Annotated in this window: 21 protein-coding genes, 1 tRNA gene and 1 pseudogene; 20 read left to right on the plus strand and 3 right to left on the minus strand. The window is 41.8% G+C overall.

Annotated features, from left to right (window positions below):
- Positions 1-594: 594 nt before the first annotated feature.
- The 12 genes and pseudogenes from BN1765_RS20755 to BN1765_RS10345 all read left to right on the plus strand — a co-directional run.
- Positions 595-935 (plus strand): annotated as a pseudogene (locus BN1765_RS20755) (insertion element protein); the annotation flags it as partial.
- 92 nt (positions 936-1,027) lie between these two features.
- Entirely contained in the window at positions 1,028-1,285 is a 258-nt protein-coding gene (locus BN1765_RS10295; RefSeq protein WP_050615044.1) for a hypothetical protein, read from the plus strand.
- A gap of 176 nt (positions 1,286-1,461) precedes the next feature.
- The gene (gene tnpA, locus BN1765_RS10300; protein ID WP_050615045.1) at positions 1,462-1,914 is read left to right on the plus strand and encodes an IS200/IS605 family transposase; all 453 of its coding nucleotides are present in this window, start codon (positions 1,462-1,464) and stop codon (positions 1,912-1,914) included.
- A gap of 959 nt (positions 1,915-2,873) precedes the next feature.
- A complete protein-coding gene (locus BN1765_RS10305) occupies positions 2,874-4,241 on the plus strand; it encodes an NAD(P)-dependent oxidoreductase (protein WP_050615046.1) in 1,368 nt (455 codons plus the stop codon).
- 60 nt (positions 4,242-4,301) lie between these two features.
- A complete protein-coding gene (preA, locus tag BN1765_RS10310; protein WP_050615047.1) occupies positions 4,302-5,588 on the plus strand; it encodes an NAD-dependent dihydropyrimidine dehydrogenase subunit PreA in 1,287 nt (428 codons plus the stop codon).
- Positions 5,589-5,616: 28 nt separating this feature from the next.
- Positions 5,617-7,035, plus strand: a complete 1,419-nt coding sequence (gene hydA, locus BN1765_RS10315) for a dihydropyrimidinase (protein WP_050615048.1) — start codon at positions 5,617-5,619, stop codon at positions 7,033-7,035.
- Positions 7,036-7,135: 100 nt separating this feature from the next.
- The gene (locus BN1765_RS10320; RefSeq protein ID WP_050615049.1) at positions 7,136-8,605 is read left to right on the plus strand and encodes an NCS1 family transporter; all 1,470 of its coding nucleotides are present in this window, start codon (positions 7,136-7,138) and stop codon (positions 8,603-8,605) included.
- Positions 8,606-8,629: 24 nt separating this feature from the next.
- Entirely contained in the window at positions 8,630-8,857 is a 228-nt protein-coding gene (locus tag BN1765_RS10325) for a hypothetical protein (protein WP_050615050.1), read from the plus strand.
- A 65-nt stretch (positions 8,858-8,922) separates the two neighbouring features.
- Positions 8,923-10,155 carry a Zn-dependent hydrolase gene (locus BN1765_RS10330; RefSeq protein WP_050615051.1) on the plus strand — a complete coding sequence of 411 codons (1,233 nt, stop codon included), beginning with the start codon at positions 8,923-8,925 and terminating at the stop codon, positions 10,153-10,155.
- 208 nt (positions 10,156-10,363) lie between these two features.
- Positions 10,364-11,953: a PucR family transcriptional regulator gene (locus BN1765_RS10335; RefSeq protein WP_050615052.1), complete on the plus strand. Its 1,590-nt coding sequence runs from the start codon at positions 10,364-10,366 to the stop codon at positions 11,951-11,953.
- Between the two features lie 139 nt (positions 11,954-12,092).
- The gene (locus tag BN1765_RS10340; protein ID WP_050615053.1) at positions 12,093-13,559 is read left to right on the plus strand and encodes a CoA-acylating methylmalonate-semialdehyde dehydrogenase; all 1,467 of its coding nucleotides are present in this window, start codon (positions 12,093-12,095) and stop codon (positions 13,557-13,559) included.
- Positions 13,560-13,578: 19 nt separating this feature from the next.
- Positions 13,579-14,934 carry an aspartate aminotransferase family protein gene (locus tag BN1765_RS10345; RefSeq protein WP_050615054.1) on the plus strand — a complete coding sequence of 452 codons (1,356 nt, stop codon included), beginning with the start codon at positions 13,579-13,581 and terminating at the stop codon, positions 14,932-14,934.
- 93 nt (positions 14,935-15,027) lie between these two features.
- On the opposite strand, the gene BN1765_RS10350 is transcribed toward BN1765_RS10345, so the two are convergent.
- From BN1765_RS10350 to BN1765_RS10360, 3 genes are read right to left on the minus strand one after another with little or no spacing between them, the layout of a single operon-like run.
- Positions 15,028-16,167 carry a toxic anion resistance protein gene (locus BN1765_RS10350; protein WP_050615055.1) on the minus strand — a complete coding sequence of 380 codons (1,140 nt, stop codon included), beginning with the start codon at positions 16,165-16,167 and terminating at the stop codon, positions 15,028-15,030.
- Positions 16,168-16,184: 17 nt separating this feature from the next.
- Positions 16,185-17,873 carry a vWA domain-containing protein gene (locus BN1765_RS10355; protein WP_050615056.1) on the minus strand — a complete coding sequence of 563 codons (1,689 nt, stop codon included), beginning with the start codon at positions 17,871-17,873 and terminating at the stop codon, positions 16,185-16,187.
- Positions 17,874-17,888: 15 nt separating this feature from the next.
- On the minus strand, positions 17,889-18,617 hold the full coding sequence (locus BN1765_RS10360; protein ID WP_069203077.1) for a hypothetical protein: 729 nt from the start codon (positions 18,615-18,617) through the stop codon (positions 17,889-17,891).
- Between the two features lie 484 nt (positions 18,618-19,101).
- Between BN1765_RS10360 and BN1765_RS10370 the strand changes: the two genes are divergently transcribed.
- The 8 genes from BN1765_RS10370 to BN1765_RS10405 all read left to right on the plus strand — a co-directional run bounded on the left by BN1765_RS10370 (position 19,102) and on the right by BN1765_RS10405 (position 25,162).
- Complete coding sequence (locus BN1765_RS10370) at positions 19,102-19,542, plus strand: NUDIX domain-containing protein (protein ID WP_050615059.1); 441 nt, start codon at positions 19,102-19,104, stop codon at positions 19,540-19,542.
- Between the two features lie 460 nt (positions 19,543-20,002).
- Positions 20,003-20,305, plus strand: a complete 303-nt coding sequence (locus BN1765_RS10375; RefSeq protein ID WP_050615060.1) for a hypothetical protein — start codon at positions 20,003-20,005, stop codon at positions 20,303-20,305.
- Complete coding sequence (locus BN1765_RS10380; RefSeq protein WP_050615061.1) at positions 20,306-20,509, plus strand: helix-turn-helix transcriptional regulator; 204 nt, start codon at positions 20,306-20,308, stop codon at positions 20,507-20,509. It begins immediately after the preceding gene.
- Between the two features lie 313 nt (positions 20,510-20,822).
- Complete coding sequence (locus tag BN1765_RS10385) at positions 20,823-21,569, plus strand: SDR family NAD(P)-dependent oxidoreductase (RefSeq protein ID WP_050615062.1); 747 nt, start codon at positions 20,823-20,825, stop codon at positions 21,567-21,569.
- Positions 21,570-22,526: 957 nt separating this feature from the next.
- A complete protein-coding gene (locus BN1765_RS10390; protein ID WP_050615063.1) occupies positions 22,527-23,492 on the plus strand; it encodes a tyrosine recombinase XerC in 966 nt (321 codons plus the stop codon).
- Positions 23,493-23,611: 119 nt separating this feature from the next.
- Positions 23,612-24,223, plus strand: a complete 612-nt coding sequence (locus tag BN1765_RS10395; protein ID WP_050615064.1) for a DedA family protein — start codon at positions 23,612-23,614, stop codon at positions 24,221-24,223.
- 128 nt (positions 24,224-24,351) lie between these two features.
- Positions 24,352-24,423 (plus strand) — tRNA-Thr (locus tag BN1765_RS10400).
- 172 nt (positions 24,424-24,595) lie between these two features.
- Positions 24,596-25,162, plus strand: a complete 567-nt coding sequence (locus BN1765_RS10405) for a tyrosine-type recombinase/integrase (RefSeq protein ID WP_050615065.1) — start codon at positions 24,596-24,598, stop codon at positions 25,160-25,162.
- Positions 25,163-25,201: the final 39 nt, after the last annotated feature.

Below are 25,201 nucleotides of genomic sequence, written 5' to 3' on the forward strand. Positions count from 1 at the left end.
ACGGTACTCTATAAAGATGACCATCTTCACGATTTTGCTCGTAAAAACGCACGATTACGATTCAGCTTATTTCCACAAGAACCAACTCCTAACGACACACAAACGTTAAATGAGTACCACAAAGACCTTCGTAAATTTGATACAAGAAAACGTTACATTGATGGTTTGCACACGAATTCAACCTATACAACAATGGCTCATTTTTGGCTCATAAAGGAATTGGTGCAAGCGAAGGAATGGCGTTTTGTAACTGATAATGATACTTCTTTAATGGCAGCGATGTATCGAATATTTTCGGAAGATTTCACCTCCTTTTCAGCCCACCATTTCTTGTGTTTGACTGACCGAGAAAAAACAAGGAAAGAAGCCTACAATGAGTTCAAGGAGGCTAAAGAAGATTTATTAAATTGGGGATATTCTATGGGAATAGAAAGTAAATCCCTTTATACACTTGCTCTAAGTTACTTGGAAGATTTATTCGAAAATCAAGGACATCAGTTCCACGAAGAGATTGTATTACCAACCAACCGATATACAGTAAAAGCTGATAAGCCGATTCTTCATCCACTTGCATCCATTGATAAGGGTCATGCAGCAGTAGACTGTACGACTGATTTATCTTCTTATGAACCAGAGGAAGTGGCTAAAATGATATTGAATGTGAATGCCCACGCTACAAACTTTTTTATTCAGCAAATTAGAAGGAAACTATCGGTGTTGGAAAGACCTTTAACCACTGCAAGGGGCGACAAGAAGAGTTTATTTACTCTAATTTCAATCCGAAATATGCTCAAATGGCTTTGACTATTTTACGAACGTACTATAACTTTTGTATACCTTACAAATCAGGAGATAAGAAGAAACTAACTCCTGCACAACGTTTAGGAATTACAGAAAAAGTTTTTACAATTGAAGATATATTATACTTAAGATGATTTTATCGTTATAATAATTTTTATTTTGTGTATAATAGAGGAATGTTATAATAAATGGAAAATAAAGAAAATACAGGGAAAGGGGGATGGGTATGAAAAAGGCTGGTATCATATCAATTGTAGCCTTTTTGATTTCTTTGCTGGTCTATTCTGTGTGGTTCTTTAACGAAGATTTATTTTCAAAATCAGCAATGATAATAGCGGTTATACTGCCGATTATTGGAATAATCACTGCTTTATACACTAAGAAAAAATCTCTTAAAATAGTGGGGCTACTTGGGAATTCATTTGTGCTTTTTTGGGCTGTTGTACTTCCATTTGCTTCTACTCTATTCTGGAATACACCATAAACCGAAAGAGCCAATTCAGTTAGAATGGCTCTTTTATTGATTAGGGTTTTAAAACCACGTGCTATGCACGTGTGCAAACGAAACTTATAGAGTTGTAAATGAATAAAAAATCCCCTTTCGTTATAATAGAAAATGGCCGTCAAACCAAATTCAATGAACGAAAGGGGATTTTACTCATGTCGAGTGACAATAGTTTATCACATACAAGATGGAATTGTAAGTATCACATCGTGTTTATACCCAAGTACAGAAGAAAGCTGATTTATGGAAAATTAAGAAGGGATATAGGTGTTATATTGCGTAGGCTGTGTGAAATGAAAGATGTAGAAATTATAGAAGCACATGCTATGCCAGATCACATTCATATGTTGGTAAGAATACCGCCTAAAATGTCTGTATCCTATTTCATGGGATACTTAAAGGGAAAAAGCTCTCTTATGATTCATGATCGACATGCAAACTTAAAGTATAATCATGGGAATCGCACGTTTTGGGCAAAGGGATATTATGTAAGTACAGTTGGATTAAATGAAAAAACTGTTGCGAAGTATATTCGTGAACAGGAAGCCGAAGACCAATTGCGAGATCATATGAGTAAACGAGAGTACATAGATCCGTTTAAAAAATAAAATGCACGGAACAAACGGTTGACGGTCAATTTAAAAGGTCCCTTTAGGGGCTACGTTGGTAAAGTGCCCTTATAGGGCGAAATCAAAACCGCCCGTTTTACGGGCGGTTATTTACTTCACACACTAAACTTGTATTGCTATTCTATATACTGAAAACAATAGTATTTTAAAAAGCATCAGTGCTAATACTGATGCTTTTTCGTATGTTAAACAACCTGCTATTTTTAATGTTTTTTTTATTTTTGTCCCCCTAAAGAGAACCCGTTACAAAAAGACTCCCCAGTCTGAAGGTGGTTCTCGAAAGAAAAGATAACATTCAATTTTGAGCAACCTCTCGCTGAGCGGAAGTTACTAGGCAGGATGTTAGCGCTATTTTTAAAAATGGCCAGGTATTAACGATTAAAAAAATGTATGTTGGCCGAAGTAGTTCTGATAAAAAGGATCTTTTCAATAGATCACAAGCAAATAGAGAAAGAGTGTGTCCGCCAGTTGATGAGATTCCTAATGAAATGCCATCATTAAGCAGATGCTAGTATTCTTTATGTTAGGTTTAATAACAAAAATCGCCAGGATTCTACCGGTATCTACAAATCCTTTATAAAATAAATATGATTTTTCCTCTTGATGAGTCTAAGAGTTTCTTTGTTTTAACTAAATGTCTGATATCGAACTCAATTCCTTTACAATTTGTCTAGTGATACAAGGTTATTTGGGTATTAAAATAGATAATATGTTTACATGGTTGTTTTCTTCATTTACAATATCTGTAATATGGATGTTAAGTAATCTTACAATTTCCCCCTCATACCCACTTTACTCTCACTGTGATTCTTCAATCACCAAGAACCATCAAATTTCTTAAGCTGCACGTTTAAAACTTGAATAGTGAATGATTCCTATTATGGCCTTTTTCCTTTGTTGTTTAAGGAAAGGGCTAATCAAAGAGGGAGGTTTGCTGAATGAAAGAAGTTTTTCAGACAGAAATAGAACGGTTAAAATCCAATTTTGAAGAAGTGGATACGGGATTGTCAAATCAAGAAGCGCTAGAGGAATCGAACCGTTGCTTGTACTGTTATGACGCACCCTGTATCCAAGCATGCCCCACTGGAATCGATATCCCTTCTTTCATCAAGAAAATTTCAACCGGAAACCTGAAAGGATCGGCGAAAACCATTATGGCAGCCAATCCGGTCGGCGCCAGCTGTGCCCGTGTTTGTCCGACAGAGGAGCTCTGTGAAGGAGCTTGTGTCCTGAACAGCTCCACAAAACCGATCATGATAGGGAATCTGCAGCGTTATGCAACGGATTGGGCAATCCGCAATGGACAGGAACTATTCAGTAAGGGACCCCAAAACGGTATTTCAGTGGCGATAATCGGCGGCGGTCCTGCTGGTTTGTCAGCGGCAAGGGAACTGGCTTTGCTTGGATATACAGTAACGATTTTTGAAGCGGAAGAGAAGGCTGGCGGGTTGAATTCATACGGAATTGTGTCCTTTAGGTTGCCGCAGGCCATTTCTTTTTGGGAAGTCAGCCAAGTGGAAAAACTGGATGTCGACATTAAGACGAATACTCGGGTAGGAAAGGACATTTCCGCCAGAGAAATAACAGAAAATTTTGACTTTATCATTTTGGCGGCTGGCATGGCGAATGTTCCTTCTCTTGGAATAGAGGGAGAAAATCTCGAGGGCGTATACGATGCGATTGAATTCGTGAAAAATACAAAAACAAGTGAAATTACGGATGCATTTTTAAATAAAAAAGCGGTCGTCATCGGTGCCGGGAATACAGCGATCGATGCAGCCACTTGCTCGGTGCGGCTTGGTGCCCAAAATGTAAAAATCCTCTATAGGCGTACAGCAGAAGAAATGACAGCCTATGATTTTGAATATGAATTCGCCAAGCAAGAAGGGGTGGAATTCAGATGGTTGACTGCGCCGAAACGGATCGTCGGCAATCCAGAAGGAAAGGTGAAGGCGATTGAATGCGTCAAGATGAAATTAGGAGAGCCGGGACCGGATGGACGTTGCCGGCCGACAGTTGTCGAGAACTCAGAATTCCTCATAGAAACGGACGCGGTCATTAAAGCAATAGGCCAATCCCGCCATCTTTCATTGATTGAACAATTTGGGCTTCAGCATGATGGTGGGGTGGTTAAGATCGATCCGCTGACTTATAAAACGTCCAACCAAAAGATTTTTGCCTGTGGAGATGTGATTTTTGGCAAGGGACAGGGAGAGGCGATGGTTGTATCGGCTGCCAATCAAGGGAAGAAAGTAGCTCATGCCATTCACCAATCACTCGCTAAAGCTGACTCGGTAACAGCATAATGGACAGAAAACATATGCATTCAATCGAGAAAATAAGAAATCGATCAGGGAGGTCATAGCATGGCAGATTTACGAATCAATTTAGCGGGAATCGAGTCGCCGAATCCATTTTGGTTAGCATCTGCTCCGCCCACGAATTCGGGTTACCAAGTCCAGCGCGCATTTGAAGCAGGTTGGGGAGGGGCGGTATGGAAGACGCTTGGAGACCCTATCCTGAATGTGTCCTCGCGGTTTGCGGCAGTGAGCTTTAATGGGCAAAAAGTGGCAGGCTTCAACAACATTGAATTGATCACCGACCGTCCGTTGGAAGTCAATCTGAAGGAAATGTATGAAACGAAGAAAAAGTTTCCGGACCATGCGATCATTGCTTCTTTGATGGTGGAACCCAAACAGGAAAAGTGGCATGAAATCGTAAAAAGAGTAGAGGATGTCGGCGTTGATGGCCTGGAATTAAATTTTGGTTGTCCACATGGGATGGCCGAACGAGGCATGGGTGCCGCTTCAGGCCAAGTGCCAAGCTTGGTCGAAAAGCAAACATACTGGGCTAAGGAAGTGGCAAAAACACCGGTAATCGTCAAGCTGACGCCCAATATAACAGATATCACTGCTACGGCAGAAGCAGCTGTTTCCGGAGGAGCCGATGCCATAAGCATGATCAATACCATTAATAGCCTGGCAGGCGTAGATATTGATACGTGGAATACAATCCCCCATGTAGGAGGAAAAGGGGCGCACGGCGGATACTGCGGTCCTGCGGTAAAACCGATTGCCTTACATATGGTCGGTGAATGCGCAAGAAATCAACAGATCCCGATCCCAATCTCAGGTATCGGAGGGATATCCGATTGGAAGAGTGCCGTCGAATTTATGCTGATGGGGGCAACAGGTGTCCAGGTGTGCACTGCTGCCATGCACCACGGATTCAGGATTGTCGAGGATATGATCGATGGCTTGAATCACTACTTGGATGAAAAAGGAATCGCTTCGGTCATGGACATTGTTGGAAAATCAGTGCATAAGTATTCTGATTGGGGCGATCTCGACTTGAATTACAAAGTAGTGGCCCAAATCAACAATGATCTCTGCATCAAATGCAATAAATGCCACATCGCTTGTGAAGATACTTCACATCAATGCATCGATATGCTGAAAGGGCAAGATGGAGTCGGGTATCTGAAGGTGCGGGAAGAAGATTGTGTCGGCTGCAACCTATGTTCAATTGTTTGTCCGGTTGACGGCGCGATTGAGATGGTGGAGGTCAATCGTGACTTGCAACCGATGACATGGAATGAACGGCAGGCAGTCATCGGATCGGCCGCATTGCAAGCGGAAGTTTTCGGAAAATAAAGAATCTGGAATGGAGGAGGATTTATTTATGAAGAAAATCATTAAGAACGGAACAATCGTCACGGCAACGGATACTTATGAAGCCGATATTTTGATCGAAAACGGGATGATCAGTCAGATTGGGAAAGATTTGTCTTCCGCTGACGCAGAAGTGGTCGATGCGAAAGGGAACTATATTTTCCCCGGCGGGATTGATCCGCACACCCATCTCGATATGCCATTTGGCGGAACGGTCACGAAGGATAATTTTGAGACTGGAACAATTGCGGCTGCGTTTGGCGGTACAACCACCATTATCGATTTCTGTCTGACGCAGAAAGGAAAAACGTTGCGGAGCGCATTGGATACCTGGCATGAAAAGGCGGATGGGAATGCTGTCATCGACTATGGGTTCCATCTGCAAATCGTTGAGATGAATGAAGTGATATTGAAGGAATTGGCCACCGTTTCTAAAGAAGAGGGAATTTCATCTTTCAAGGTATTTATGGCCTATAAAAATCAGTTTCAGGCAGACGATGAAACACTCTTCAAGACATTGGTTGCAGCAAAGGAATTAGGGGCACTTGTCATGGTGCATGCCGAGAATGGCGATGTAATTGATTATCTTGTCAAGAAAGCACTTGAAGAAGGAAAAACCGAACCGATCTACCATGCGCTTACAAGGCCTCCTGAAGCAGAGGCGGAAGCAACGGGAAGAGCTGCCACGCTTACGGGATTGGCCAATTCCCAATTATATGTCGTGCATGTTTCCTGTGCGGAGGCGGCCGCAAAAATAGCGGAAGCAAGAAACAAAGGCATCGATATCTGGGGTGAAACTTGTCCTCAGTATTTAGTGCTCGATCAATCTTATCTTGAGAAACCTGAATTTGAAGGGGCCAAATATGTCTGGTCGCCGCCATTGCGTGAAAAATGGAACCAAGAAGTACTATGGAATGCATTAAAGTCCGGCCAGCTGCAGACACTCGGCTCAGACCAATGTTCTTTTGATTTTAATGGGCAAAAGGATCTTGGTAAGGAAGACTTTTCAAAAATACCGAATGGCGGACCGATTATTGAAGACCGCGTGAGTATTCTCTTTTCTGAAGGAGTTGACAAGGGGCGCATCAACCTCAATCAATTTGTTGATATCATGTCCACAAAAGCTGCCAAGCTCTTCGGCTTATATCCTAAAAAAGGAACGATCGCAGTAGGATCAGATGCAGATTTGGTAGTATTCAATCCGCATGCCGAAAGGGTGATCACTTCAGATGCAGACCATATGGCTGTTGATTATAACGCCTTTGAAGGCATCCGAGTGAAAGGAGAACCAGTTTCCGTATTATCGAGGGGCGAATTCGTCATAAAGGATAAAACCTTTGTCGGAAAAGCCGGAAGCGGACAGTACATCAAGCGTGCCAAATACGGGGAAACATTGAGCGCCGAAAAGAAAGCTGTTCCGCAATCCTAACTAAATGGAGATAGCAAAATGAAAGCCTGGAGAAGCAAGAGTCCATCTCCGGGCTGTTCCTGAATGGATCCATAAAAAATTGAATAAAAAGGGTGTTCTTATGGAAAAGAAGAGAAATTATTTACAGTCTCCTGATTTACTTCCGGTTGGTCATGGAGGCAGAGAAATAAGCACCTTCGGATTTGCGGTCATTTGGGTAGGCATGGCCATCGTTCTTGCTGCATTTGCAATAGGAGGCGGTGGAATCATTCATTTGCCGCTGCCCATGGTTATTCTGGCAACTGTGATCGGCTCGGTTGCAATCGGTATTCTTATGACCATCATAGGGGATATCGGTATTGAGCATGGCCTATCTTTTCCTGTATACATGAGGGCACCCTTTGGAACAATAGGCACCCATGTCCCTTCCATCGTCCGTGGGATAACGGCTTCCTGTTGGTTCGGGATTAACACGTATTTCGGCGCCACGGCGATTAACGCTGTGTTGAACATGTTATTCGGATTTGATAATTGGATCGTCTGCTTTCTTATTTTCGCTGCCCTGCAATTGCTGAATACAGCACTCGGCATCAAGTCGATTGAAAGGTTTGCCGATTTGGCGGCGCCGGTCATCATTCTAATTTCATGTTGGATGTATATTACTTTAGAAGACAAGGCTGCTGTCCAGGATAAGGATATTTGGACATGGGTGGAAGCCCCTGCGTCAGGCGGAGCCGCATTCACAGCTTTCATGGTGGTCGTGATGGCCAATATGGGTTTTTGGTCGACACTTGCTGCCGATATGCCATCGCTTTCCCGCTTTTTTAAGGCTCCGCGCTACGAGCGGAATTGGTTTAAGCGGAATAAGACACAATTGGTCGGCAGTCTCATCGTTATGCCGATCGTGAACACTTTCATGATCATGATTGGAGCGGTCTGTTATATCGCTGTCAAAACGGCAGATCCGATTTTTGCCCTGCAGGAATCAGCCGGAGGAATTGTGCTGGGCGTCCTTTTATTAATGATTGTGCTTGCCCAATGGTCTACGAATACGTCTGCGAATGTCATTCCAGCAGCTACTATATTTTCTAATGTCGGAGGGCCCAAAGTGCCGTTTTGGGTGGGGGTCATTATTGCTGGAATAATCGGAGTCATTGCTCAACCGTGGAGTTTATTTGACATCCTGAATTCGGTCCTTTTAATCATCGGCGGGATATTGGCCTCGATTGTCGGTATTTTGTTTACGGATTATTATGTGCTACGCAAGCGAAGAGTCCATGTTGTCGATTTATTTGAAATGAATGGCCAATTCAAATACTGGAAAGGGTTAAACATTGCTGGATTGCTTGCTTGGATCGTCGGAGGAACAGCGGCCAATCTGCTGCCTGCTTATTCATCACTTGTTGGATTTGCCGTCGGAGCTATTGTCTATTATGTGTTGGCAAAATATTGGTGGTTCAAAAAATATCCTCAGGCTGAAATGGAGGACCCAAGCGATGAGAAGTATTTGGGCATTACGGTTGGCCGGGACTGGGAAATAGTCGAAGAGGAACCGACGACTATACCTGCCCCTCTAGATATTTCCAAATAGATAGTAAGGAAGGGACGATTGAATATGTCTGATTACCAACAGTTCTTGAAAGAAAAAAAGCAGATTGACCACTTGCTCTCTCAGGGATTTTCTATACGGTACATTACGGAAAACTTAAGCGGAGCCTTTCTCGAATTTCACAGAGCCGTTGAAGACGGCTCGGCTGAAATGAAATCTTTGCATATTACAACTGCGGATGCTAGGAAATATTTTTCTGTTAAATATATGGAGCAGCAAGCCAGGATTTCCTAAAGAAAATATTGAATCTTATAGATAACAATCCAGCTTTAAAATACATGGATAAGGGAGTGGATCGGTTGGAAGGACAAAAACTATTGATTGACGGCCAGCGGCTAAGGGAGACGCTTGAGAGATTTGCTGATTTCGGCAGAACATCAAACAATGGGGTGACTAGGCTTTCATTGTCAGAGGAAGACCGGCAGGTGCGCGATTATTTCTGTGAATGTTGCAAGGAGTTGGGGATGGAAATCACGATCGATGATCTTGGGAATATTTATGCGACTCTACCGGGAATAGAGGATAAAGCCCCTATCCTGATGGGTTCGCATTTGGACAGCGTCAAGAAAGGGGGCAGATTCGACGGTGTATTGGGAGTAGTTGCCGGCCTTGAAGTTGTCCGGACATTGGTGGAAAACAAAGTGGTTCCCCGCTTGCCGTTGACAATTGTTAACTTTACGAATGAAGAAGGTGCACGGTTCGAACCCTCCATGATGTCATCAGGTATCCTATCCGGCAAATTTGATAAAGAGGAAATGTTCAAGAAGACGGATGCAAGCGGAATCACTTTCGGAGAGGCATTGCGGGCAATCGGCTACGAAGGGAAGCAAAAAGCAAGATTGAATGATGCCCGCGCATTCCTTGAGCTTCATATTGAACAAGGCCCGATCCTTGAGCAGGAATCCTTGTCCATTGGTGTTGTTGAGTGTGTTGTCGGTATGGTGTGCTATGAGTGGGAAGTCCTTGGCGAATCGGATCATGCGGGCACGACTCCGATGCCTTTGAGGAAGGATGCTCTTTTTACGGCAGTGGATATGATGATGGAACTCAGAAACAAACTAACCAAGCTGGATAAAGAATTAGTCTATACGATGGGGAGAGTAAACGCCGAACCGAATATCCATACCGTCATCCCTGACCGGGTCGTGTTCTCTTTAGAAGCAAGGCATAAGGACCCGAAAGTCATTCAAGAGGTTGAAAACATCATCGCATCTGTTCAGGAATCCTTTTCAGGAAAAGAATGTGAAGTCAAAAACCGAAAATTATGGGGACGCGACACTGTCATGTTCGATGAGGCGCTTTGCGGCGCTTTGGAGAAGTCTGCTGAATCACTTGGCTATTCCTATAAAAGGATGGTAAGCGGCGCCGGGCATGACGCTCAGTTTATCGCTTCCATGGTTCCGACCGCTATGGTCTTTGTACCAAGTATCAACGGGAAGAGCCATTCAGAAGTGGAATGTACCGAGTGGGAGGATTGTGAGAAAGGCGTAAATGTCTTATTGGAAACGGTAATGGAACTACAATCGAAATGATGGATAGAATCGGGCATTTGTCAAAAGGACGATGCCCTTTTTGCCTTTATGTTCCACTGCGCTGGGCCTTTCGCATACACACAGAGATTGAAGACGGAGAAGTGTATGGATGGAGAACTCGGATGGCTTCAACGAGTGGCAGGCAGTGAATAGATGAAAACTCCGCTTATCCAATTTTACATCGCCAATTCATATAGGGGTGAATGCAATGAATGCTTACAGTAGCGTGTCGGATATTCTCAAAAGAGAGCTCTTCCATAACATTGATATCATTGCCGGTATAGAAGGTTTGAATAGGGTGGTCAAGTGGGTGCATATTGTGGAAGTCACCAATATCCGCAATCTTTTGAAAGGGGACGAGCTGATTCTATCCACTTGTGTTGCATGGGCAAAAAATGAAGATGTATTCATATCCATGATCAAACAGCTTATCGAAGCGAATGCCGCTGGCTTATGTATAGAAATAGGCACTTATACATCTACGATACCGGAGGAAGCAATACGAATCGCCAATGAAAATCATTTCCCCATAATCCTCTTTCGGCAGGAGGTATCATTCGTCGAAATAACGCAAGATATCCATACATTCTTGATCAATCGGCAACATCAAATGATCTCCAGCTTAGAACACTATTCACAAACACTAAACAAGAAACTTTTGACGATTGAATATCCGGATGAAATATTGTCATTTATACAGCAATCCCTTCAAGTGCAGGTGATGCTGATTTTCCAAGACAAAAATGTGCTTTTGCAACCGGATCGGACGAAAGCGGACAAGCAAACACTCTTGCAAAAGCGGCAGCAGTTCTATACAGATGAAACGAATGACAATGGGCACACAATGGCGATCAAACCGATCGATCTGTTGGGGGAAACCTATGCCGAATTAGTCATCAGCTCGGATGACAGGATTTTGACTGAATACGATCACTTGATATTGGATCGGACAGCAACAGCGCTTGCCCAATTTTTCATAAGGGAATGGTATGTAGCGGAGAAGAGAAGAACAGAAGAGACTGAATCGATTATGAGATGGATAGAGGGCAACCAGAGGGAAGGAACCATTCAGGAGTATCTTTCATCCAATATGGATTCAATCAAACCAAAAGGTTCCGTAGCCTGCTTGCTGAAATTCCCTAAAGAAATTCCGAACCTTACCTATTTTAAGCTTTACTTCCGTTCCATTTTTGAACAAAGAGGAATTCGTTTTTTGGCCATGGAGAAGAAGAATATAATGACATTGCTTTTATTTGATGAACGGAACAAAGAAACGTGGAAAAAAAGGATGGAGGAAGGCTTTGATAAGCTGTTTTCTGCCGGCTGGACACTGAAAGAGAAAGATCTCCCTCTCATCAGTATAGGAAAGTATCTGGAAGACATGGACCAAATTCATATTAGCTATCAAACCGCATTGGAGACACTGAGAATTCGTGAACGCTTTTCGGATCAGAATCTCGTTTGTTTCTATGAAAATTTACATATATACAGAATTATTTCCGAGATGCATAGACAAATGAATCTTCCTGATTTGGTCGAGGAATATCTCGGGAAGATTATTGACCATGATTCTAAATACAATGGGAAACTCCTTGAAACGCTGGAAGCCTATTTATCTTGTAATGGTTCCAAAAAGGATACCGCCAAAAAACTGTATATCGTCAGGCAAACTTTGTACCATCGTCTTGAGAAGATTGAGGCGTTGTTGGGCACTGATTTTATGGAACAAGAGAAGCGGCTTACCATTGAATTTCTGTTAAAGGCTTATGATTTTTTGGGAATGAGGCGAAAGCATTGACTTTTAGCACCCTTTTCAAAACAAAATGTCGAGGAATATGGGAGGGGTATTTTACATAATGTCTAATGATGAACAGTTAAAAATGAGAGATAATTAAATAAATTAGAATATTGAGAATAAAATTAAAAGGAGTGATCAAATGACCATGATAAAGGCAGAAGTACAAACCATACAAAATTATATCAATGGGGAATGGGTAGATTCACAAGGTTCTGAAGTAGAGGATGTGCTCAATCCTGCGACCGGTGAAGTACTGGCGAAGGTGCCGATTTCAACACTTGAAGATGTGAATCGTGCTGTTGCTGCAGCAAAAGAGGCATTCAAAACATGGAAGAATACGCCTGTGCCGAAGCGGGCTAGGATCTTATATAAATACCATTATCTGTTGACTGAGAACCATGAAAAATTAGCAAAGCTGGTCGTTGAGGAAAATGGTAAAGCGTATAAGGAAGCATATGGAGAAGTACAGCGAGGAATTGAGTGTGTTGAATTCGCTGCTGGGGCTCCAACATTGATGATGGGTGAAACCCTATCAAATATCGCTGAAGAAATCGATTCGGAAATGTACCGTTATCCTCATGGTGTCGTTGGAGGCATTGCTCCTTTTAATTTTCCGATGATGGTGCCATTATGGATGTTCCCATTGGCGATTGCATGCGGAAATACATTTGTCTTGAAACCATCGGAACGGACACCGATTTTGGCTAATGAACTTGTAGAACTTTTCACGAAGGCAGGTTCGCCGAAGGGTGTTTTAAACATCGTGCATGGAGCGCATGATGTCGTGAATGGCCTGCTGGACCATGAAGATGTAAAGGCGATTTCATTTGTCGGCTCTCAGCCGGTCGCAAAATATGTATATGGCCGTGCTGCAGCAAATGGCAAACGTGTTCAGGCATTATCAGGCGCCAAAAACCATCATATCGTCATGCCGGATGCTGACATTGAAAAAGCGGTATCCCATATCATCAGTTCTTCTTTTGGCAGTGCAGGCCAGCGCTGTATGGCTTGCAGCGCAGTCGTCGTTGTCGGTGAAGGAGATGCCTTCGTAAGCGAACTGAAAAAGAAAGCGGATGAAATGATCATCGGAAACGGGATGGACGAAGAAGTGCTGCTAACGCCTGTTATCAGGGATTCACAGCGAGAAAAAGTGTGCGGTTACATTGAAACAGGATTACAGGAAGGCGCGGAGCTGATCAGAGATGGCAGGAAGGATATGACCGCTGGGGAGAAAGGATTTTTTATGGGGCCGACCATTTTCGACCATGTTAAACCAGAGATGACAATCGCCAAAACGGAATTATTTGCGCCCGTTTTGAGTTTGTTGCGTGCCGAAAATCTGGATGAAGGGCTGAATTATATCCGCAAGTCCCGATATGGCAATGGGGCGACCATTTATACGAAGGATGCCAAGGCGGTGCGCCAATTCAGAGAGGAAGCAGACGCTGGCATGCTCGGTATCAATGTCGGTGTTCCGGCTACTATGGCGTTTTTTCCTTTTTCAGGATGGAAGGATTCTTTCTACGGAGACCTTCATGTAAATGGGAAGGACGGGGTCAATTTTTATACACGCAAGAAAATGATCACTTCCAGATTCGATTATTAATAGATATGGAGGAAACGAAATGGCAGAAATCAAGGATGGCGTTGATTTACTGACGAATGATAAAGAGCAAGTCTGGCATTCGATGAAGCCGTACAACCCTGAGTCAACGATGATTGCCGACAAAGCTAAAGACGGATGCTGGATTACCGACCAGGATGGGAACCGCTACATCGATGCTATGGCTGGACTTTGGTGTGTGAATGTCGGTTACGGCAGGAACGAGTTGGCGGAAGCCGCTTATGAGCAGTTGAAACAGATGGCTTATTTCCCTCTTACCCAAAGCCACGCTCCTGCCATTAAACTGGCGAGCAAATTGAATGAAATGCTTGGCGGCGAGTATGTCATTTTCTTCTCGAACAGCGGATCCGAGGCGAATGAGACAGCCTTCAAAATTGCTAGGCAATACCATGAGCAAAAAGGCGCGCATAATCGCTATAAAATCATATCAAGATATCGCTCTTATCACGGGAATACAATGGGAGCGCTTGCCGCAACAGGCCAGGCACAGAGAAAATTCAAGTACGAACCGCTTGCTCCTGGTTTCATCCATGTGCCGCCCCCAGATACTTACAGGGATGCTGAAAGCAAGGATTGCGCACCGGGTGAACTGAAATCGGTCCAGGAAATCGACCGCGTCATGACATGGGAATTGAGTGAAACCGTTGCGGCAATGATCATGGAACCGATCATTACGGGCGGTGGGATCCTTATGCCGCCTGAAGGGTACATGGCAGGTGTAAAGGAAGTGTGCGAAAAACATGGGGCCCTCTTGATTGTCGATGAGGTAATCTGTGGGTTCGGCCGGACGGGGGAGCCGTTTGGGTTCATGAATTATGGAGTGAAGCCGGATATGATCACCATGGCGAAAGGGATCACAAGCGCCTATTTGCCGCTCTCGGCAACGGCTGTTAAAAAAGAAATCTATGAAGCGTTCCAAGGAACAGAGGAATATGATTATTTCCGGCATGTCAATACGTTTGGAGGAAATCCGGCAGCCTGTGCTCTTGCCTTGAAAAATATCGAGATTATGGAGCAGGAACAGCTTTTCCCACGCTCCAAGCAACTTGGCGAGGAGATGAAGCAAGTTCTCCAAAATAAACTCAAGGACCATCCCAATGTCGGCGACGTACGTGGGAAAGGCTTATTGATCGGCGTCGAATTGGTGAAGAATCGCCAAACAAAAGAACCGATTGAAGTAGAGCAAGTGAATAAGATCCTTGCGGGATGCAAGGAAAATGGCGTAATCATCGGAAAAAATGGAGCGACTGTTGCAGGCTACAATAATGTGTTGACATTGGCACCGCCTCTTAACATTGCCAAGGAAGACATGGAATTTGTCATTACTACCTTAGCAAATGAAATCCATAAAATATAAAAAACTCGCGATCCGGTTGGGTCGCGAGTTTTTATATTTTTCTCGTCATTTGTAAGAGGATTTCCGACTCTCTTTCATTGTCAGGCCACTGACCTACATATCGAGGCGGGCTCCTTTTTCTAATCGTTGAATGTTTTGTTCGCCTGTTTGAGCGAGTTCCTTGAATTGTTGGATGGTCTCCCGCATCTTTGGCAAAGCTTCTTGTTTGTATGCTGAGATGGAGTCAAGGGCAGACAAGACATCGGTGAACGCCGCTTTCAGGGTATCCACGGACACACTTGTTTCCATTGCTTGTTTTTGGATGGACACTCCTTGGTCCTTCAGCATTTTGGAAGTGCCTGCAATCAAGGTATTGGTCGTTTCGTTCAGCGCTTCGATTTTTTCAAGTACAATTTTCTGATTGTAGAGGGCACTTGCAACTGTGACGGCGTTTTTTAAGGCCGAGAGGGTGACCGTTTTCGCTCGGTCGACACCGCGGATCAGCTCTTTGTTGTTTCGAATGACGACTTCAAAAGCCATGATGCCTTGTTGGTTTACCACCAGCATTTGCTGCAAGTCCATGACTCGTTGGCGGAGAGGGAAGAGCACTTCTTCTGTAATGAACCGAATCTTTTCGGGATCTTCCTGCCTGTTTCGTGCTAGTTCAAGTTGGGTTTCAAGACTTGTATCCATGATGGTGCCAAGATGGATTTCTTTGTCGAGTGTTTTTGTGAGTTCACGGAGCGCTTGCTGTTCAATTTCGAGCGTGGTGTTATCATTCTTCAGGGTGTTCCGGCCTTTATCGAGCGATACGACGATGTCGGATATGACGCTGTCGGCTTTCTGGAACTTTTGGAAATAAGCCCTTAGGGGGTTGAATAGCGAACCAAGAAACCCTTTTTTGGCAAAGTCGATGACGCTCGGGTCGAGATCTTTCAATTGGGTATGAAGCTCCGTTAAGCTTTTGGCGACTTGGCCGCCTTCATCGCCTGTCTTGGATAAGCGCCCGACGGACACTTGAAGCAGGGCGTTTTTTTCCGAAGAGCTTTTCATGGTATTCATGCCGAAGGATTCAATGGATTGCAGGATGTTTTTTCGATCGGCCAGTTCTTCCACATCGAGGTTCATGATCATCTGGACATTGCTGTCAGCAGTCTCTTTCAATTTGGCGATTTCTGCAGGAACAGGGGCGACCTGTTCCTCAATGAGCGTCTTGACTTCTTCTTCATTAGCCACCGTCATTGAAAATAACATAACGTTTCCTCCTTTATTTACAGTTGGACATTGAAAAGTCCTTTGATCTTATAGGTCACATCGTCGGTATCGGCGTTGATGCTTGCTGCTTCGTTGATTTTAGAAATGCTTTCGAGCGCTTTGATGTTAGCGTTGTAGCCGATGGTGTATATCGGTGTCTTATAGGCTTTGATGAGCCCTTTGACCGTATCCAAGGAGTGGCCTTGATTTGTTTCTCCATCACTCAAGACGAATATGAGCGGTTTGATGTCAGGATGTTTTTCCTTTTCATCTTTCAGCATCTTTAAAGCAACGATAATGGCGTCATAAGTTGCTGTGCCGCCGTTTGTCTGCATGTTTTCGACCGCACCTACGAACTTGGATTGCTGATTGGTGTCATAAATGCCAATCGGTAAGTTGATTGAAACGTCATCCGAGTAAGTGACAAGGCCGATACTGTTTTCCCTTCCAAGATACTTTTGCCCTTTCAGAAGAGACTCTTTTAAGCGTTGGATCGCAGTCCCTTCCATACTGCCTGATACGTCCGCAACAAATACGGCAGCGATTGGTTTGGATCCGTTTTTCTTTTCTTTCCACAATCGTTGGGCAGCATTTAACGTGGCCCCGTCTATCGGCTTAAGGTCGGATACATAGTCATTGATGGCATTGAATCCGTCTTCTTTCGCTTTTTTCTGATAGGTTTCTTGCTGAGCGAATGAAGCAAATGCTTGAACAATCTTCTTTTTCATTTCAGGGAGTTCCCCAAGCGTATAAAGCGGACTGTCATGTCTTGCACCAAACGGCGTGAACACGTAACGGTCTTTCAGGTCAGGCGAGTTGACGAATGTCTGGTATTCAAAAACAAACCCGTCTAGCAACCCTGATTTGGTGGCTTCCCGCATTTGTAAGGTGGTAGATGCGATGAAAGGGACATTTTTCTGAAAATCTTCGAATTGTTTCACAGCTTGATCGCCGAGAAGATGGGTACTGTCGAAACTGTTCAAAGCCGTGACCAAGAAGTTCAATCCTGTGGAACTGGCAAATGGATCGGTGTACCCCATTGCCAATTCATTGTTTGTCATCGCTTCTGTGACCGTCTTGACATTCACCGCGCCGTATTTTTTTATGAGGGCTTCATGTTTTGTTTTCGAAAGCACAATGCCAGGGAGGTTTCCTGCGAGCCGCTTGGCAATCAGTTCGGTCTTGATGCCGCTGTCTTTCACCATTTCTCCCCAAAATTCATTAGAAGGGGTGAAGGCATCTGGCACATATTTACCTGACCGGATGTAATCAATGGCAGTTCCTGAAGCAATGTTCCGGATTTTAACGGAGACTGTTTTCCCGTCCACTTTCAGGTTCGAAGCGTTAAACTCTTTTGCAACTTCATTCAGCCAGCCGTCTTTTCCAGTACCGGATTTTTCAGGGGAAGAGAAAATTTCAACGTATGATTCGGTGCTATTGGGCACTGTAACTGGGTATTTATCAATTTTTGGCAGCTCTTCAGCGACATCTGCTGGATTCAAGTCGATTTGGCCTTTAATAGGTTTTTCTTTCGTGACATGGATTTTGCCATATAATTCGCTGAGTTTTTCATCGGCGTTGGCTGCCGTGATTCTTTCGTCACTGCCTTTTAGATTCGATGTCAAGTTGACGCCAATATACACAACCACGAATACAATGGCGACAGCGAGGATGGAAAAAAGCATGAATTTTTTATTTTTGTTCATATTGTCCTTCCTTTCCTATTTATAGTATTTGGTCTGGCTGATTAGATCATGGATGTCTTTCATGCAGGTCATTTCATCCACATCTTCCATATCAAAACTATTCAAAGCATTGATTTCGATCAGGAGTTTATCGAGGTCGAGAAGGATCTCTTCATTGATGTTGAGGGCGTGTTTCAAAAAGGTCAGGTAGCTTTCGTACAGTTCTTTTTTCTCTCGGATCAACTTGGAAGAAAGCACGGTCGAACCATTCTTGATTTGTGCGTATTCGCTTTCATCAAACATGGAGACCTTGTTCAGGATGTTTTTCAGATTGCGATAAAATAGTGCCTCGACTTGGCTGATGACAGAGGAGAACTTTCCGTAACTGATTTCGTTGGGGTCGAATCGTTGGCTCAGAATATCAGCGAGCTTTTCTTTTTTCTTTTTCAGCCGTTCGGTTTGTTCTATCGCAAAACGGATGTCAGCCCGCAAAGCTTTGATGCTTTGGTATTTCTGAAGTGCTTGGATGTAATCTTCTACAGTATCCAGCGTATTAAGTGGAGATGACGTTTTCTCTTTGGCATGGAGCATGTATAACCCATATATCAGCACTAGCGCACTTAAGGTCAAGAAAGCTGCGCCGCCCGCTGTTTGCAGCGCACTGCCGCCCGTAATCCGCAAGCCGAGAAGGCCAGGGGACAGGACAATCACGTCAACGCAGGTTATGCCTGCTATCAGACTAATTGTTTTCCACATTTTTCCCATAAGGCACCCCTCCGTTTTTTCTTTTTCCTGCTTCTTTATTATAATTCCTTTAATTTCCATTTGGCTATCTACTTTTTTCATAACCTATCATTTTTTAATTATTCTTGAGTTCTTCGTCATATATGGCCTTCGAAAAGGGGACAAAGACATTACCAGAGAGACCATTTACGCGATACAACCATTTGCAATCGACGCAGAAAAGATACAAAATGCATGGCAGGAAAAAGCCAATCAGATTGCAACCATGAAATCAAATTGCTTTTTGGCTAATGTCTTACCCATTAATCATTGTGTAGAATGGGTCATCTGCATGGTTAAAGAATATAAATATGTTCTCGAAGGATTCTGCACTGGTGGAAAGAAGGGAAAGTGATTATAGAAAAAACTTCCTTCTCCTAGCTGTATTTTCAAATCGCCTGGCTTTCTTGTATAGTAAAGATGGATTTTATATTCGTAGACCGTTGTATGTAAGAGGAGGGCCCATATGGCAATTGCAAAAGAAAACCAGATCAATATCAGATGCGGGATAATTATTGAAAAAGACGATAAAATATTGCTGCAAAGAAATCCGGGAGACAATCATTGGAGTTTGCCTGGCGGAATGCTGCAGCTCGGAGAAAAATACGAAGAGGCCGCTATCCGGGGTGTAATGGAAGAAACAGCTTTAAAAGTAGATTCACTGCAGTTCTTCGGGATGTTATCGGGCAGAGATTGTTTTGTAACGAATAAATTCGGTGATAAAGCATTTATCCTTCAGGTCCTTTTTTTGGCCACAGAATTTACAGGAAAGGTCAAAATTATCGATGAAAGCAACCGTGAGCATCGCTTTTATAAACGGACGACCCTTCCGAAAAGTCTTAATCCCCAACATAAAACATTCATCTATCATTGGAAAGAGGAAAAGCCGTTTCCAATCATCAATTAAACATTACTTGCAAGACAATCAGATTGTCTCGGAGTAAACGTTAAACTGTTCTACCTACCAATAGAAAGAGCTATGTCTTAATCCCCTTGCAGAAGGTGGGAGGGATTAGGAAATGGCGCGAATGCTTGACGTGCCAATGGGTTTTTCATTTCTACATGAACGAACGATCCATTTTTTATTGACTATATTGATTTTAAAGATGATGAAGTTCAATTCTTAAAATTAGGATGGGGCATGAATCCGAAAATAAATATTAAAGAAAAACATATCATCTTTGATCGTATCCCTGAAGAAGATGAATAAGAAGTGATTTAAGACGACTATTATGTCGTCTTTTATTTTGGCTGTTCGGATTCGAAGGAAATAATTCACAATATAAAAAGTATTTGACATTTTAGGATGGATATTACATAATGAGTGTCAAATACTTTTTACATTTTTAATAAGGTGGGAACTAAAAATGGATTGGGTTAAAATTGTGTATTCAGCCATATTGTTAGTTTGCGGTATTTGGATTTTTGTTGCACCATTTTCTCAGAAGGATGATGAAAGAAGGAAGTTTATCTATACGAAGGCTCAATCATATGCATTTATCGTAGTTACAGGTATGCTAATTTTAGAAGTGGCACAGTCGATTTATCTCACCATTCAGGGGAATACTTCTTATAATGGTAAGGGAATTTCGCCGATTGCGTTTCTGTCGGTGATTTCAATTATATATCTGGTAACATTACTCATTTACAGGAAAAAATATGGTGATTAAATGAAAAATCGCATTAAAGAATTAAGAAAATCAGCGAAGTTATCCCAGGAAGAACTGGCTAAGCTCTGTAAGGTATCCAGACAAACAATAAATGCAATTGAAAATGATAAATACGACCCAACTTTACAATTAGCGTTTGACATTGCCTCTGTATTGAATACAACAGTAGATGAGCTTTTCGTTAGTGGTTCTATTAGAAAATGATAAATTGGCCTCATATAGGGGTCTTTTTTTTATACATGTTGAAATAAGCATTTGTTCCACCTATATATTTTTTAGTTAGACCCATAAGCCCTTCTTCAGTCACTAACATTTCACTTTTTACGGTCGAAAGTAGTTGCTGATTAGTCTTTGACTGTTTTAAAATAATAGTAGGAATAATTTGACTACGGTCATCAGATTCTCCCACTTTTATAAGTGGCAAGTTAATGCAAGATTAAATACCGACTAAAGTAGTGAATACGAACTCTCGCAGACAATAGTTATACGACATTTTCCACAAAGGAGAGAATCAGGAATGGATCAAGTAGTTGTCATTACAGGTGCTGCAACAGGTTTAGGCCGTGCAACGGCTTTAAAATTAGCAACACAAGGTTATAAGTTAGTGCTAGTTGATTTTAATGAAAAAGATGGTTTACAGACTACTGAAGACTCAAAATCAAAAGGCGCTGAAGCCATTTTTGTGAAAGCGGATGTTTCAAACGAAGAAGATGTAAAAAACTACGTGAATAAAGCAGTAGAAAGTTTCGGGAAGATCGATTATTTCATAAATAACGCAGGAATAATGATTCCGTTCCGTTTAATACACGAATATGAAATAAATGAATATGATCGAATCATGAATATTAACGTGAAAGGTGCATTTTTGGGAATTAAATATGTGATTCCTGTCATGCTTGAAAATGGCGGAGGGACAATTGTAAATACGGTATCATCAAACTCCTTTAAACCTACTGCTTATAATGGTATTTATTCTGCCACTAAACATGCCTTAGCCGGTATGACAAAATCCATCGGCCAAGATTATCAAACAAAGAACATTTTTGCAGTCGGTGTTGCGCCAAATACGATGAAGACAAATATTTCAGCCAGTGCAGCTGTCACATTCACAGATGAAGTGGGTGCAGCCATTCATGCCTCTACAGGACCCAATATCCCAGCAACAGCTGAAGAGGTAGCGGAAGCAGTAACTTTCGCGATGACTAATGGAAAACTATTAACAGGATCAATCGTTAACTGTGCCGGTGGGCAAATTTATAACTAAGTTGTTAGATGCATCTATAAACTTAATGGATGGAAGATTAAATAAATTACTTCTTAGGTAAAAAGTCAAAAAGAAGATACTAATTAAAACATAGTGTCTTCTTTATTTTTTTGAAATTGAAAACTTTTCTGAAGAGGGGGGGAGAAATGAAAATCTTCTACGATAATAGAATCGAAATGTAGTTTATTATAACTTAATTATGTAAACTAGATGATCTAAAAGATATAATAACACCTACTTTTAAAAAGCTATTATATAAATATTCTATGTTGCATTGAGTGGCTAGTTATAAAGTAACCAGGTATTTCATTTCGTCTGAGAGCGTTTCTCCAACACACTAAATTTTACCTATTCTTACACTATAATATGCGGATCATTGGTTTAGAAATAGGGTGGTCGCGTTAAAAAGATTTGAAATATTTAAAATATTGCTACCTCGTCGGTTTGAATCTGATTGACCGTTTTAAGAAGAAGAGGTGGTTTATCATAATTTAATTATGTAAACTAAACATTTTAACTAATTATATCCCTTTATTTTAGAAAAATATTCCTAAATCAGGGATTTTTTTATTTGGTTTTTATTTTGCATTGAATGATAGATGGTTAAGTAAATAAGGATTTCATTTCGTCTGAGGGCGTTTCTCCAACACACTAAATTTTACCTGTTTATTCCGTTTTATCTGGAGCTGCCAGCTTCAACACAAGAATAAAAGAAGTGGAAGATCAAGCACCAGTAAAATTTCGATTGGTTCAATTAATAAAGCTGCGGAGGATGCATGAAAATCCCACCGATTACTATTTTTATAGAGATGCCTTTTTAGCCTGTATTTTAGGATTGAAAAACCAATATATAGGAGATAAATCAGTTAAAATGAAAATAATGTCGCAAAATAACAATTTGGCGACATTTTATGATAGAATTTTAGCATACATAATAGGGATTTGGGAGGGATTTAGGTGGCAGTTAAAACACCGAAGATCATTAAGGATTTTTTAATTTACTTAACAACAATTAAAGGTAAATCTCCGCGTACAAGACGGGAATACCAATACGATTTACTTTTATTTTTTAAATATTACTGTACGGTGCAAAATGAGGAGATACTGGAGCTGACACCTGAAATAATGGAACAGGCGGACCTTTCAGGGGTTAATGCTAATCTGCTACGTGACATTACCCTTGAGGATTGTTACGCCTTCCTGGAGTATTGCGAAAGCGTGCGGGGCAACGGTGCCCACAGCAGAGCAAGAAAAGTGGCCTCCATCAAGTCTTTCTTTAAATATGTAACCAATAAACGAAGATTGTTGGATTATAATCCGGCCGATGAATTGGAAAGCCCTAAGATTGCGCAACGGACCCCTATCTATATGAATATGGACGAAACGAAAATTTTTATGGAAGGCATCAAAGAGGGGAATCATTATTACCGAAATGTTTGTATCATTACTTTCTTGCTACATATGGGGCTTCGTGTATCGGAACTATGCCAGCTTAACCTGCAATCCATCCAGGGAGATACCATCCACATTATCGGGAAAGGCGATAAAGAAAGAAGTATCTTCTTGAATCAAGCATGCAGGCATTCCTTGGAGGCATATATTGAAAACGAGAGGGATCACATCGAGGGGAGCCAAGATGAAAAAGCCCTTTTTCTTTCGCAAAAGAAGACGAGAATCACCAGAAGAAGTGTTGAGCGAGTTGTCGCATCCATCAACAAACGATCCGGCCTTAATAAGGAAAAACTGTCGCCGCACAAATTGCGCCATACGTCTGCAACGCTTATGTACCGTAACGGAGCGGATATCAGAAGCCTGCAGCATATATTGGGCCATTCAAATGTCTCTACTACGCAAATCTATACCCATGTGGAAGACGAAGCGATCAAGAAAGTTCTCGAAAACAATCCGTTAAACTTTAGTTAATCATAATTATATTATGTAAACTAAAAAGCATAATAACAGTTTCCTTATGTTGGGAATAATGGTATGGTTGGTAAGTAGAAATAGCTTTGTGATCAGAAATTAAGGGAAGTGCTGCTATATTGAGTTTCAACGTCCAGTATTTTATTGAACATTTTGCTTACTTTGGAATTGTGATTGCGTTAATAGGTGGTATGATTGGTTTGCCTATTCCTGATGAGTTTCTGTTAACGTATGTTGGATATACCGTTTATCAGGGAAACCTATTATTAATCCCTGCCTTGCTTGTTGCTATTTTGGGTGCAATGGGGGGCATTTCCCTCAGTTTTTTGTTAGGCCATAAACTGGGTCTGCCTTTTCTTAAAAAGTTTGGCCCTAAGTTCAACATTACCGAGAAAAGGCTTCATGTTTCGGGCAAGCTGTTTTCTAAATTGGGATCTTATTTGCTTGTCATCTGTTTTTTTATCCCTGGCGTTCGCCATATTATTGCCTATTTGGCCGCGATTCACGGCTATTCTTATAAGAAGTTTTTCTTTTATGCTTTATCGGGTGCAATTGCTTGGGCAACGACTTTTATTTCATTGGGGCATTTATTTGCTAACCAAATCAAACTGGTAGAGGATTGCTTCATTAAATACAGCATGATAGCCGTGCCCTTATTATGTGGCATTCTTTTGTGCGTCATTGTCGCCTACCTTATACGAAGAAAATGGTCTCTAAATCAAAATATGTAGAGCGGTTTTTTAGCCAATGAAGGAGACAGAAAAAAGTCTTTTGATCCTACAAAAAATAACGAAATAAAAGCATATCCCTTTACAACTTGAAAAACAATATATTAAAATATAAGTATAATACATATCCAGCTGAAATAGCTCAGTGGTAGAGCAATCGCCTCGTAAGCGATAGGTCGACAGTTCAAATCTGTCTTTCAGCATTTTGAAGCCGTTTCTTTTTAGAAACGGCCTTTTTTATGTTTGTTTGCTCAAGAAGCAGAGAAAGGCCATTTTTTATTTGTATAAAATAATCAGAATATATAGGTAAATGATTTGCATGTTACTTAATACTGATATAAACTAATATTAAGTAACATGAAAGAGGAGAGACAAATGGAATACGTTGTAGCCTTGCGAAAAAAAGAAGAAATTGAATCCATGAAAAAATATTTGTTGGAGCATTCTTATCGGGATTATTTATTATTTGTTCTCGGCATCAACACAGGGATGAAGCTGAGCGAAATGCTGAAGCTTCAAAAACAGGACGTCATGAATCAGGACGGACGGGTTTATTCTTTCATCAGGATCGATTCAGGCCAACCGGTAAAATTGAGGGAGGTATATCTTAATTCCGTCGTAAAAGAAAGTTTATTGGAGTATGCTTCCCACAAAGAACTTAAAATGAATGATTATCTGTTTGCGTCCCCGAAAACAAATAAACCGATCAGCAGGCAGCAAGCTTATCGCATCATTCACGATGCCGCTGTGAAAGCAGGGCTGTCGGAGAAAATCGGTACACATACGATGAGAAAGACATTTGGCTACCATGCCTATAAACAAGGTGTCGCCATCTCGCTGCTCCAGCGAATCTTTCACCACAGCACGAAGAGTGAAACACTAAAATATCTTGGTATTTCCAAGGATGAAGACATTAAAACTGAAATTGACGTCCATTTGTAAGCCTACTTTTCTTTCATTGTTATAAATCATTAAAGGGGG

It is taken from the genome of Bacillus testis (genome assembly GCF_001243895.1).
Taxonomy (GTDB): Bacteria; Bacillota; Bacilli; order Bacillales; family DSM-1321; genus Bacillus_AD; species Bacillus_AD testis.